The sequence below is a fragment of the Fibrobacter sp. genome (assembly GCF_017545445.1).
Classification (GTDB): Bacteria; Fibrobacterota; Fibrobacteria; order Fibrobacterales; family Fibrobacteraceae; genus Fibrobacter.
Genome location: NZ_JAFWOM010000137.1, coordinates 1 through 13,375 on the forward strand (window position 1 = coordinate 1; position 13,375 = coordinate 13,375).

General features: G+C 47.5%; 10 protein-coding genes. 4 read left to right on the forward strand and 6 right to left on the reverse strand.

The genetic code is table 11. The features are described 5' to 3' along the window. Positions 1-77 precede the first annotated feature (77 nt). Genes dnaG through IKG78_RS15525 form a run of 3 tightly spaced genes read left to right on the forward strand, consistent with a single transcriptional unit; the run spans position 78 to position 4,104 of the window. Positions 78-2,288 carry a DNA primase gene (dnaG, locus tag IKG78_RS15515; protein ID WP_290945125.1) on the forward strand — a complete coding sequence of 737 codons (2,211 nt, stop codon included), beginning with the start codon at positions 78-80 and terminating at the stop codon, positions 2,286-2,288. A 31-nt stretch (positions 2,289-2,319) separates the two neighbouring features. Continuing rightward, positions 2,320-3,069, forward strand: coding sequence for a Fe-S cluster assembly ATPase SufC (sufC, locus tag IKG78_RS15520; protein ID WP_074209825.1), 750 nt, complete (start codon positions 2,320-2,322; stop codon positions 3,067-3,069). A gap of 15 nt (positions 3,070-3,084) precedes the next feature. After that, complete coding sequence (locus IKG78_RS15525; protein WP_290945130.1) at positions 3,085-4,104, forward strand: SufD family Fe-S cluster assembly protein; 1,020 nt, start codon at positions 3,085-3,087, stop codon at positions 4,102-4,104. 19 nt (positions 4,105-4,123) lie between these two features. Here the strand turns inward: IKG78_RS15525 and IKG78_RS15530 are convergent, their stop codons facing one another. The 3 genes from IKG78_RS15530 to IKG78_RS15540 all read right to left on the reverse strand — a co-directional run bounded on the left by IKG78_RS15530 (position 4,124) and on the right by IKG78_RS15540 (position 7,069). Then, positions 4,124-5,206 carry an HAD family hydrolase gene (locus IKG78_RS15530; protein WP_290945132.1) on the reverse strand — a complete coding sequence of 361 codons (1,083 nt, stop codon included), beginning with the start codon at positions 5,204-5,206 and terminating at the stop codon, positions 4,124-4,126. Positions 5,207-5,270: 64 nt separating this feature from the next. Then, on the reverse strand, positions 5,271-5,912 hold the full coding sequence (locus tag IKG78_RS15535) for a hypothetical protein (RefSeq protein ID WP_290945134.1): 642 nt from the start codon (positions 5,910-5,912) through the stop codon (positions 5,271-5,273). A gap of 254 nt (positions 5,913-6,166) precedes the next feature. Next, positions 6,167-7,069 (reverse strand): aspartoacylase, encoded by a 903-nt coding sequence (locus tag IKG78_RS15540; protein ID WP_290945136.1) that lies wholly within the window; start codon positions 7,067-7,069, stop codon positions 6,167-6,169. A 138-nt stretch (positions 7,070-7,207) separates the two neighbouring features. Here IKG78_RS15540 and IKG78_RS15545 point away from each other — a divergent pair, with 138 nt between their 5' ends. Next, the gene (locus IKG78_RS15545; protein ID WP_290945138.1) at positions 7,208-9,223 is read left to right on the forward strand and encodes an LTA synthase family protein; all 2,016 of its coding nucleotides are present in this window, start codon (positions 7,208-7,210) and stop codon (positions 9,221-9,223) included. Positions 9,224-9,613: 390 nt separating this feature from the next. Here IKG78_RS15545 and IKG78_RS15550 read toward each other — a convergent pair whose 3' ends face one another. The 3 genes from IKG78_RS15550 to IKG78_RS15560 form a co-directional block, all read right to left on the reverse strand. Continuing rightward, positions 9,614-10,717 carry a hypothetical protein gene (locus IKG78_RS15550; protein WP_290945140.1) on the reverse strand — a complete coding sequence of 368 codons (1,104 nt, stop codon included), beginning with the start codon at positions 10,715-10,717 and terminating at the stop codon, positions 9,614-9,616. A 2-nt stretch (positions 10,718-10,719) separates the two neighbouring features. Beyond that, entirely contained in the window at positions 10,720-11,259 is a 540-nt protein-coding gene (locus IKG78_RS15555; RefSeq protein WP_290945142.1) for a hypothetical protein, read from the reverse strand. A gap of 179 nt (positions 11,260-11,438) precedes the next feature. Then, entirely contained in the window at positions 11,439-13,364 is a 1,926-nt protein-coding gene (locus tag IKG78_RS15560) for a sulfatase-like hydrolase/transferase (RefSeq protein ID WP_290945144.1), read from the reverse strand. Positions 13,365-13,375: the final 11 nt, after the last annotated feature.

The window sequence follows — 13,375 nt, forward strand, 5'->3', positions numbered from 1 at the left end:
ACTGCCAACAGCCTTCTGCCAGCATATCCCAAATCACTAACCACTAGTCACCAACCACTATTTACTACATTTGGCGCATGCCTTTCTACTCCGACGAAATCATCCAAGAACTCAAGAACCAGGCGGATATCGCACTGGTTATTCAGCAGTTCTTGCCGCTCAAAAAAAGCGGGGTCAACAAATACGTCGGCGTGTGCCCATTCCACGATGACCACTCCCCGTCCATGTCGGTAAATTCCACGCTGGGCATATACAAGTGCTTTGCATGCGGTGCGGGTGGCGATGTTTTCAAGTTCATCCAGGAACATGAAAAATTGGACTTCAAGGGCGCTGTAGAATGGGTCGCCAACTTTGTGGGTTTTGCACTTCCGAACCTCGGCAACAACGTCAATACCGAAGTGCTCGAAGAACGCACGATGGTCCGCAAGCTGAACGAGCTCGCCTGCGAATGGTTCGAGCAACAGCTCACGTTAAGCCCCAAAGCGTTGGAGTATTTGAACAAGCGTCATGTTTCACCCGAGACGCGCAAACAGTTCCACATCGGCTACGCACCAACAGGGCGAGAAGGCTTAATCGGCTACGCCGCACGCAACGGTTTTTCGCCACGCGATTGCGTCAAGGCTGGGCTTGCCGTTGAAAAAGAAAACGGCGGTATCGCAGACAAGTTCCGCGATCGCTTGATGATCGCCATCCAGAACCTTTCGGGAGTCGTTGTCGCCTTTGGCGGTCGTGACTTGAGCGACCCCGCATCGCACAACGGAATAAAGCTTGCCAAATACATGAACAGCCCGGAAACGGCGCTTTACAGCAAGCGCGATATTCTCTTCGGGTTGAACCACAGCCGAAACGCCATCATGAAGGAAAATGCGGTCATTATCGTCGAAGGATATTTTGACCTCATCAGCCTTTACCAAAGTGGCGTGCAAAACGTCGTGGCCGCATCGGGTACGGCACTGACCGAGAATCATGCCAGCATTCTCGCCCGCTACGCAAAGACCGCTTACCTTGTATTTGACGGAGACGCCGCCGGACAAAACGCCACGCGCCGCAGTCTCGAAATCGTGCTGCCCAAAGGCCTTTCGCCAAAAGTTTTTGCACTCTCGCGCCCGGACGGCACCAAGATTGACCCGGACAACTTCGTGAACGAACAAGGCCCGGACGCTTTCAGAAGAGCGCTCCGCACTGCCGAAGACTGGCTCAGCTATCTCGGGCGTACAATGCCGAACAACAGTCCCGAAGACCGAGCCACATTCATCACGCAAGCAAAGACGCTCATCAAGAGCATCGAAAATCCGGAACTTCGTAATCAGTATTTGAAACTCGTTTCCGAGCGTTACAGCACCACGCGTTCGCTCGCAGGCATCAAGGTTGCACACCCGAAACGCGAAAAGACGCAGTCAGCAGCCGAACAGCCCGCAGCGCCGCAAGTGAGCGTCCCGTGGGAATTGCTCTCGCCAATTGAAGTACGTTTTGCAAATTTGTTATTCCGCAACCCCACGCTTCTCGACCGCGCCGCAGAATATTTCGATATGGACTTTGCCGCCAGCGGAATCCAGATTTTCGATTCTCCGCTGATTGATGAATTTATCCAGTCGATTCTCGCGCAGTACGCAGAGACGGGCGCATTCTCGCCGAGAGTCTTGTACGAATCGCTTTCGCCACAGTTGCAACTTTTCTTGGAGCAACTCCCTGACGAAACGTGGAAAACGCCGAACGAGATTCTGGAATTTTACGACACGTTGGCCGTGCTCACACTCAACCTGTGCGACCGCTACAAAAAGCTCATCCCGCTCGACTCCGAAGCGGGCATGCGTCTTCGCATGCAGTTGAACAAGTTCACGCAGGGCATCCAGACGATTTCCAAGAAGCGCAAGATTTCGGCCATTACGCCGGATGTTTTTGCCGAGCAGATTATCCAGAGCAAAGCGCCACTTATTGACCTTTACACTGAAATTAACGAGCTTGCGATGAACGGAGGGAACGCCGCGCAGTTCTCGCAGCAGGTCCCCGCGCAATTTGCAGCACCAACCCCGGCACAACCAAGTTCGCCGCAGTACGCAGCACCACAAGCCGCGACCGCACCGACTGCCGTGCAATTTGCAGCACCCGCCGTGCAGCCCGCACAGTTCGCACAACCCGAAATGCCTCCGGAGATGGAAGCCCCGCCTCCATTCGAAAGCGACGAACAATTCGCATCAAGCGAACCTCCCGAAGAAGCACCTTACGATCCGAACGAAGAACCTTACGTTCCCGACGATGACTTTGGAGCCATGGACGATTTCGGCTAAGCTCACAAGATTTTAAAATTAAAGAGGAAATATGTTATCCATCAAGAACCTTAAAGCAAGTATCGAAGACGGCACCCAAATCCTGAAAGGGATCAATCTTGAGGTCAAGCCGGGAGAAGTCCACGCCATCATGGGCCCCAACGGCTCCGGCAAAAGCACGCTTTCCAAAGTGATTGCAGGCCACCCCGCTTACCATGTCGATGGCGGTTCCGTAGAACTGGACGGCAAGAACTTGCTCGAAATGGAAATCAACGAACGCGCCAACTCCGGCCTCTTTATCAGCACGCAGTACCCGACCGAAATTCCGGGCGTGAACAACGTGGAATTCTTGAAGATGGCACTCAACAGCAAGCGCGCCTACCTCGGCCAGCCCGAAATGAGCGACGAAGACTTCAAGAAGCTCTGCGAAGAAAAGATGAACTTGCTCGAAATGGACGAACGTTATCGTGAACGCGGCGTAAACGACGGCATGAGCGGTGGCGAAAAGAAGCGCAATGAAATTCTCCAGATGGCGATTCTCGACCCGAAGGTAAGCTTCCTCGACGAAACGGACTCCGGTCTCGACATTGACGCCCTCCGCATCGTGGCAAACGGAATCAACCACATCATGTCGCCCGAAAAGGCCGTGATTCTCGTGACGCATTACCAGCGCCTTTTGGACTACATCAAGCCCACTTACGTTCATGTGCTCCGTCACGGCAAAATCATCTTGAGCGGCGGCCCGGAACTTGCCCTCAAGCTCGAAGATCAAGGCTACGACTGGATCGAAGAAGCCAAGTAACTGCGAGGACGCATAATGAACGCTGAATTTATACAGAACTTGCCCACCGCGGAACAAGCGATTGCACGCCTCCGCGAACTCGGCATGCCCAAGCGCAATAACGAACTTTGGTCGTTCTTCCCGGTTGCCAAAATCCCGACACCGGAATTTATGGGCACGGATTTCGCTGCATCCCCCGTAGCCCCGGCCAACCAAGAAACCGACTTTGCCGCCCTCCTCCCGATTGCAAACCAGGCACGCCCCATGATTCGCGAAATCGTGCCCGGCGCAGCCGAAATGGCGATGCTCAAGTGCAACAACGACTTCGGGCATACCGTTCTTGAAATCGGTAAAGGCGCCAAAGTGAGCCTCGAAATTCTCGACAACAAGGTCGCCCATGACATTGCCGCCGAACGCTTCGACATCAACGTCGGCGAAGATGCCGACGTCGAAATTTTCTTTGCAAACCCGGATTGCGATTTGCCACTCCGCTTCAGGCACTTCAACATTTCCCAGGCCGCAGGCGCCAACGTCCGCTTTTCAAGCATCTGCAAGGATACAGCTATTGGCCGCGTGAGCGTTGAATGCCACCTCAAAGGTGAAGGTGCGAACTTCGATTACCGCAGCCTCCACATTCTCGATGGCGAAGCCTCGCAACACAGCCGCCTCACGATTTACCACGAAGCCCCACGCACCACAAGCACCCAGCTTGCCCGCAACTTGCTTTCTGGTTCTGCACGCGTGAGCTACGACGGAAGTGTCATCGTCGGTTACAACTGCACGGGAGTCAACTCCAGCCAGCTCGTGAACACCATCCTCATGAGCGAAGATGCAAGCGTCTCCGTGAAGCCAGTGCTCAAGATTTACCACGACGACGTGGAATGCACGCACGGCAACACCGTCGGCGAACTCGATGCCGAACAAATGTTCTACCTCGTGAGCCGCGGCATCCCGAAAAAGGCCGCCCAGGAAATGCTCATGCGTTCGTTCGCACAGGAGACATTCCTGCCGCTCCCCGACAGCCCCGCCAAAAAGCGACTGATGTCAGAATTATAAAATTGGGACGAAGCAAACATTAGATATCTTGTGGTTTCAAATACCAATCTGGGCGAATTCCAAGGACAGCTTCATCTGCGTCAAGTTCTGTAGCAGGCACATTTCGCCCCACAACTAAAGCAGAATCGAAACCCGCAACTTTCGCCCCGAGTACATCAGTCCCAAGCGTATCACCAATCATTAGAACGTTCGCCCCAGCAGGGAGCGAGCGTTTTACTTTTTCCCAAATTGCAGGGAAAGGCTTGCCCAAATAATAAGTCGCACAGCCTTCACCCCCATTCGCTTCGCACATCGACGCACGACGTAAGCGTTCTGAGAGCGCCCCCGAAACAGGTTCACGGAGCGTGACGACGTTTTCATCAGGAATTTTCGGTGCCCAAGCATCTGAATTGAGCACGAGCAAAATAGCACCCGGCTTCTGCAAAATCTTAACCGCCCGAGCATACGTTTCAGGCGTATCTTTCGCAGACGAAATGGCAACAATTGGCTCGGCAGGTTCCGCGTCCATCGCAACTGCTGTGATTCCACAAGCTTCAAGCACATGTTTGCCGGTCTCGCGACCGATGTAATAGACTTCGCACAATTTAAGCGGTTTTGCGGTTCCCGAACGCAGGCTTTCTACAAGTTCTCGCAACAAACTCCCCGACGAAATCGTTTCTTCCGCTGTAAAATCAAAACCGCGTTTGTCCGCATCGCGAGCCAAGACTTCATCGACATCCGAAGCAGCATTCGTCACCAACCGGAGGTATTTTCCGGCTCGGCGAAGCATCTGGAACCATTCCATTGCACCGGGATACACAAAACTACCGCGATTGTAGAGCGTGCCGTACCCGTCAAAGCAAAACGCATCGTAGCGGTCCAGCAAATCAGCCATGTGAACAAGGCGAGGTTCGTGAAAGGTTTCAGAACGAAGCAAAGCCGCTTCTCTAGGAGATTCCCGGTCGGAGCCGGGAATGACAAGAGTGTTCAAGGAAGACAATTCTGTTTTGCAAAGAAACGGAGATCCCGGAACTAGTCCGGGATGACACGTAAGAGTACAAGCCTTTTGCGATTCAATAATTTGCTTGTAGTGCAGATAAATTTCTGTTTCGAATGGGTCCATATAAGGGGATTAGGTGTTAGGTTACAGGTATTAGGGGTTTATTCTACAACCTGAAGCCTCAGCACTAACACTTGCTATTAAGGATTCCGTAATCGCGGCCTTCGACGGGTATCACGAGCTGCAATTTCGAGAGCGTATCAATATGCTTATCGAAAACGACTTTGAAATCTTCGCCGAGTTCTTCTTCATCGTCGTGTTCAAGATTGTAGGCAACATAACTGCCGTCTGCAAAAATCGAGATACAGCAATCCCACGTGATATCGCCTTCTTGCGGTTCTTCGTCGTCTTCGCGGTCCTTGCTTTCGAGCATGAGAATTGGACGTGGAGCAGGAATCGGTTCCGCATGACCATTTTCGAAAATAAAGTAATTACGGCTCACAAGTTCATGTTCAAGAGCCATCGTACTCGGAACACGAGCAAATTCACCACGCAAACGATTGATGTTTCCTAGGTCGTCTTCGTACGGGTCCTGAAAATCTTCAGGCAACACAATTTGGTAGTAGTCGAATTCTTTTCCGCTAGCAGCGTAATTGTCCTGCCAAGACTGAGGCGGCTCCGGACGCATCGTCAAAAAGTCCTCAAACGCATCAAGAATGTCATTCAAGCGAGAAGTCCAAGGCTCGTTTTTCAACTTCTGCACGAGTTCCATAAAATTGCCAAGGCTTTCTTCGCCCGTAATCATTTTCAATTCGTCTTCTTCAGCCATTGTAACCTCTATTTTTACGCTATAAATGTAGAAAAGTATCTGTAATTAAGGATGTGTAAGCCGATCCCGGAACCCGTTCGGTACACTCAGGGCAGGCTCCGTCCGGGATGACATTGAAAAGAATGTATCTCTATTTCACTAGATCCTTCGACTACGCCCTTACGGGCTTCGCTCAGGATGACAAACGCCGCGACTCTCGCCTCTCGTCACAGAATTTTCTTCCTACTTCCTACCGCCTACTTCCAACTACGCCGCTACCACTCTTCCACGGTTTTCACCGTCAAACTCATGGCGATGTCTTTTTCGTAATATGCGGGTTCGTTGATGAAAATCGGATAAACGGAGCGTCCATCCGGCTCGCCTTCGAACAAAACATCTTTACCGTCAAACGTGCGGAAAAGCTTGTCGCCTTTTTTGAGTTCGCGGTAATCGTGACCATCCAATTCCGGGTGGATCATCGCTTGGATTGTGCCTCCGCCCTGCGGTTTCGGGTAGCCTAAGTCTCGCAATTGCGTATAAACTTCAACCTGAATCGGTTCACGCTTTTGCAATTCGCCACGATTCCACTCATCCGCCAATTCCAAATAACGTTTCACCAATTTTTCGGAGCGTTCAAATATCGCGGCATTCAACGTTCCGTGCTGTTGCGGCCCGATTTCAATGCAAACATCCGCCTTCGCGACCGTTCCAAAATACGGCGATGCACTGCGTTCTTCGGGCTGATAATAAATCCACGCATCTTCGAACTCCTGCGTCAACACCGCAGAAGCCTTCATCGTAAACGGGTCGCGAGCCGAAAGTATCAAGCAATAGCCCATGTTCGAGCCCGTATTGTGAACATCCAAAAGCAAGTCGGTACGCGTATTCGTACCCTTGGGGCCGTACATGCGGTTGAGTTCGCGAGCCCTGCGGAACTCGTACTGCGAAGGTTCCACCGTCACATCCAAGCACGTCTGCGAAAAAGCACGATTCAAATCAAAATCGCGATAGCGGCGGTTGAGACGCATTGCCTCCGGGTTCGCAAGCACAAGCTCTACATTTGCACTTTTACAAAGTGTATTATAACATTCAGGATGAGCCATCCACTTTTCAACGAGACTCACGCCAGTCCGTTCATTGCCGTGAGTACCACCAGCAACGACAATTGTATTTATCATACTCATACATCCACATTATAGAAAATCTAAAACACTTTCGTGACGAAAAAAAGCAAATACATGCAGATAATCCGCAAAAAACAACGCTACATCACTTTTCACCTTTTGATTATTACATTTTTTTCTATTTTCTCTTGCATGGTTCAGAATATTTTAAATAAAATAAAAGAATTTACAAGTCCTTACAAAAAAATCGCATATATTTCGCTCGCCGTCTGGTGCGTACACATCGTCCTTCGCGTTCTTTTGCTTTTCCGCAACAACCCTTACGGTTTTCCTTTCGTTTCAAAGCCGGACTGGTACATATTCCACGCCATCACTTTAGATTTCCTGTGGATTTGCAATTCACTCATCTTTTTCTTGATTGTCGGTGCAATAATTCAAGCGATAGCAAAAAAATTCCGTTCGCAGTTGTCATCCCGGACTTGTTCCGGGATCAGCACTACACATCCAGAAAGCAGCAATAAAATTTCAAAAGTTTTAACTGTAACATACGCCGTTTTCCATTCCATTCTCTTGATAGCCACCATTCTGGACCAAGAACTAATGCGATTCCTGGGGAGCCACCTTTCATTCGGACTCGTGAGCACCTACAAAGACACGTCCTCCATCCGCATGTTTTGGGATTATTCCGCAAACGACAATTCAATCCCTTTTATCCAATTTTTCATGTTCGCCCTTGCGATTCCAGCGGCTTACTATTTATACAAACTATTCTCAAAAAAATTTACTTCGACAAAAAAAATTTCCATTTTCATGGTCGTCTTTTACATCGTCTCGTACCTGTTCATCAATGTAATCTGGACTGGTAACGGACGACTCACGAAATTACGCCCTGTAGTAGGTTCCGTATATCGCGACATCTTTGAAGTGCAAAAAACGACAAGCCTTACAGACGAAGAAGTTGCCACTTATGGAAAAATGTACCAAGAACTTTGGCAACGCCTCGAAGGCGATTCGCTTTGGGAATTTTCGTCAGCCAAAGAGAGCAACGGCCTCCCCCTCTATCGCATTCCCAAGCAAGAACTTTTGCAAAGCGAACAGTTAAAACAGCAGCGCGCACTCAAGCCAAACTTTATCCTGATTCTCATGGAATCCGAGCGCGGGCTGAACGTCGGTTGTCTCAACCCGAATTTAAAGCCATCGCCCACGCCGTTCATCGATTCCATCGCGGCGCACTCGCACCTCTGGGAACGCATGCACACGAGCGGCCTCCCGACAACGGGAGGCGTCCTCACGACGCATCTCGGCATTTCGGACCATTCCACGCTTTCTGCGGCAACCGACCTCGTACAAGCTAAGCTCCCCAGTTTTGCATCAACGCTTACGGATTCCGGCTACACCACGCATTACATGTCGGCGGCAGACCCCGCTTGGGACAATCTCGGTGTTTGGATGAACAAATGGTACACCGGGCAACATTACGACCGCAGCCGCGAAGACGATTCCACATTCATCGACCATGCAATTTTGTTTATCCGGGATACGCTCGGCACGCAAGAAAAGCCGTTCCTCGCAACACTCATGACGCGTTCGAACCATTACCCGTTCAACTTTGCAGCAGGCATGCCCGAAGAAGAAAAGCTAAAGCCGCTGACAGAACGCATCAACTACACCATGGGCTACGCAGACAGGCAGGTTTCAAGGCTCATCCACGCCATTGAAAACAAGGATTGGTATCAAAACACATACGTCATCATCATGGCCGATCACGGATTCCCGCTTGGCGAAAACGGTTCTTCGACAATCTCCGGCAACGCATTTTCAAACGCGACCTGGATTCCGTTCCTCATCCACGGCAAAGGCCTCGAACCCATGCGTGATACGGCAACCGCATCGCAAATGGACATCGCCCCCACGATTCTCGAACTCGCCGGATTCGCCGTCCCGAACATTTTCATGGGACACAACTTGTTGAGAGGCCACGGCGAAGGCTATTCGCTAGGGGCATACACGGGAGTCAAAGCGATTGGCCTTGACGGCTACCGCCTTGTATCGAAATATACCACAGAAGAAAAATGGCTATTCGCCGAAAGCGACACGCACCAAGACAACGACCTCGCCAAAGAACATCAAGACATCGTGAATAAACTTCAAGGCAAAATAGACACGCTTATAAAGCTTGCCGACTATTCGCTGGAAAAGGGATTGTAATAGGGATTGTAATAGGGATTAGGTGTTAGGGATTAGGTGTTAGGAATTAGTCATGGCGGACCTAATCCGCCATTTTTTTTGACAGGAATATAAGAACGAATCGCTTGCATAAGCAGACAAAACCATCAAAGATATCGCAAAGATAATCTTCCTTATCATATTTTAACCTACATATGAAAACACACGATGGACAAAGCCACCATATTTTTTAGTTAAACAAACACACACTACAGTCCACAAAAGAACTATAATTTATTTCATTAGTACTAAGGCAATTTTATGACAAATTGCAATTTAATACAAACAATGTTAGACACAAAATTAAATTTTTATTACAAAACAATCAATACAAACTTTTTTTTGAAAAAAATTGTTTACAATCAACAAAGTTTATTCTTTACGTTTCCAGTTTTCAACATTTGAGGAATCTGGAATATATGATTTTACAGGTGGACTGCAAATATAAGTTTTGCCTTCATATTCTTTAACAGATCCTCTCACAGAAGTTCCATAAACACATGGACCGATATTTTTTTCTAATTCAGTGAATAGTCTCATCCAAAATCTGTGATTACGAAAATAATTCAATTCTTCACAAACAACGCTATCCTTATAAAATTTTGACAATGGAACACTTATTTCAAAAGTCAGTCCATTTTCTGAACAACGCGGCAAGCCATACACCATTGAAAATACGTTCATGAAATAATCTATCATATAAGGTTCAACAATCTTTGGATACCACTTTTCCATAATTTTGCTCACATTATAATAATTTTTCAAAAGATAATCAGCTGATTTTATACGCTCTACAGAATCTTGCCACACGCCTCCAGCAAAGCTATTCCTAAATTTTTCGATATTTTCAACAAATGCAGAATCAGTTTCATCATAAAGAAACAACAGATATGGGAAAAAATCTGTAATTTTCTCTTCAAAAATAAGGAATTCAGAAAAATGCGTATTAATATCAGCATCCCAATATAAAGATTTATCCCTATACAACAAAAAGAATTCACTCATAGCCTTTTCCTTTGCTGCTATAAATGGATATCCTTCCTTCATCAATTGTTTAACTCTTGGTATTTCCAAATGAGAAAGCAACCTTAAACGAACTTTCCTATATTCAATAAAAGCAATATCTATAATCGTTTCAAATTCAACTTTATAACCTACTGAATCGTAATTTTTCCAAAGTCCAGAAGTAAGAATTAACAAATATCTACTTGCATAACTGTGATATTCAATATTAAAAGTATTACGTGCCGTATCAAGTTCAGCATCAACTTCTTCACCTTTATTCAAATTAGAATCCAGTTCAAAAGCCTTTATTGACGTTGGAATAAAAGCTTTAGGGAAAATGAGTTCTCCAGATATTTTTCGATGCAATCGATTATTCAAAGCACGTTCATAAGCATCGCTGCTGTAACTCACATCAGAAGAGCAAGAATAAAACACAAACATCGCAATAAAGATGAGTATAACAAATTTCATAATCACCACGCAGGTTTCATGCCCGAAGTACATTGTTCTTCATACACAATATTTCCATCTTCAAAATTCCAAGAAACATAAATAGAAGGTGTTTTTATATTCAAATGAAATCGGGAATAAATTGTTTTATGCATGTAACTACTGCGTTTCATCGGAACAGAGCCTTTAGCTTTCGTTATTTCAAATTGAGGTTTAAAAATTAATTCCGTATAGGAATAATCACCACTACGAACAACTATGGTATTCGCATCTGTACAAGAATTTGTTTGGCATCCATAAATTTCAACATATAGACGTTCGTCATCCGAACGTGAATTATCTTTATAATCAACAGCAATTGTCAAAGGTTCCAAGTCATTACTCCTAAAAGCAAACAAACTTGGATACAATGTTGAATCATATTCAAAGGTATCCGCACAAGCAAAATAAGTCGTATCGGCACTTACGCCAGCATAATCTTCGTCAAGATCACTACAGTTCTCCGAGCACCCCACCAGCAAGGTACAAAGAACTACAAACGATATAATAAATTTAATAGGCATGTTATTAATATACAATAAAAAATTCTCGCTGCAACTACGGCATCAGTTGTTTATAACTGTGTAAGCCGACCCCGGAATAAATCCGGGGTGACAAAGTAAGCAACAGACCCCGGCACAGGACCGGGGTGACAAAGCCTATATCAGGGTGACAAACGCTTTCCCCTCACTGCCCACCGCAACTACGGCATCAGCAAGTTGCTATAGACAACATACCGGTACGCGATAGCGGCGGCTTGCATCTTTTGGCCAATTTCCAATTTTTTTGCATCGTCCATTGCAAAAGGCATTCCTGCTTCATAGCCGCCCACGAGCGAAGACGTATCCCACGTCGGTTTGAGATAGCTCTTGAAAGCCATCGCAGAATTCGACTTCACGCACTGCGTAAGCAAATACGTCAGAGAATCCTGCCTCATGGCCATATCGCCAAAGCGGAACGAAAACACCGGCGGATAAGCATTCTCTGCGGGTTTCCCCTTCCCTAGCAAATCCGCACCCATAAAATGATTGGATGCTTCGATGTCCAAGTAGCCCAACAGCGACGGAGCTATATCCGCCTGCGAAACAGGATTCTCAATCACGGCAGGTTCAATTCCTGGGCCGTTGAAAATCAAGGACACCCACGTAAATCCGTCAAAAATCTGGCCAAGCTTTTCCGTCAAAAGCGACTGTTTGCCGTTCAAAAGCGAATGGTCCCCCGTCAGCACAAACAACGTATTTTTAGAACGCGTCCCGTTTTCAACTTCGTTCAAAATAATACCTAACGCACTGTCCATATAAGCGGTCGCCTTCAAATACGCAACATCCAAATCATCCGGTTTCGGCCCCATATCGGCAGGCAAATCAAATGTCGTATGCATGCTGCGGCTCATCCAATGGAAAAACAACGGCTTGTCCGCTGGGCGGTTGCGGTACAGCTCTACAAAGCGGTTCGCCAAAGCGACATCATTTTCATTCTTGGGATCATACTCATAAAAATCGAACCATTTCTGGAACCAAATCAAGCTATTGTCAAAATTAGGTTCATAGCCAATCAGCACTTCCGTGTGATAGCCAGCATCAGCAAGAATTTCAGAAATCGAACGCATTTTCGTATTCGGGTAACTGTTCAAGAAAATCCCCTGCGGAAAACTGTAAACACCCTGCATAATGCCCAAAAGCCCTTCAATCGACGGGAAGCCGACGCTATGGGTGTTCGGATAATAAGCACCACCGTTTGCAAGCCTGCACAAATTGCGGAACCGCTTGCAGCTTTCTTCGATTCGCATGTCGAGAGCCCAACCGCGAAGACTTTCAATTGTAAAGAGGATAATGTCCGGGCGTTCTTCCATCGGTTTCGCTTTGAACACATCCATCGAAGCTTTTTCGTTTTTTGCCTCTTTCCAGAACGGATATTTTTGATCTGGATTTCCGCCCAAAGCGATGATTCCTTCGCGGTAATGCTCTCCGGGATTGCTCATTTCCAACGTTTCAAAAACATTCTCTACAAGCGTATAGGCCACGGGGCGAATGCGGTCCCAACGCCTGCTAGAGGGATTGAACCACAAATGCGACGTGCAACCCACCACGGCAAGCACGAAAATCAAAGCGACTGCCCCGGCAGACTTTTTATCAAACGGGACTTGCGATGCTTTCGCCAAATCGTTCTTCTTGACATAGAAAATCAGAGCCGCCATAAAGCCGACGACAATCAGAGCAGACAAAATAAAATGGAACGCACTGCCTGCGAAAATCGTCGATACAAGCCCCGTATCCGTAAACGCAAAAATATACGTCCTTATATACGAGAGCGTAAGCCGCTGGCTAATCCAACGCATGATTTCGTCATTCGTCGCACTTAACGCAAGATAAATAAACGCAAGGACTAGCGAAACAATATTCACAACTGTATATCCCTTGCCACGAACAAGTTTCGAGATGCCCCAGAAAACCAGAGCCACCGCCATGACAAGGCCTATTTCGGAATACAGTGCGTACCAGATAAACCGATTGAAGTTCGAAACTAGAGGCCCTCCCATAGGCGTATCCATCATGTAGAGAGCACACAACTGAGCAAAGCGCCCCAACGCAAGAATGAGCGCAAAAAAGAACCAATAGTAACGAAGCATATTTTTTCTCG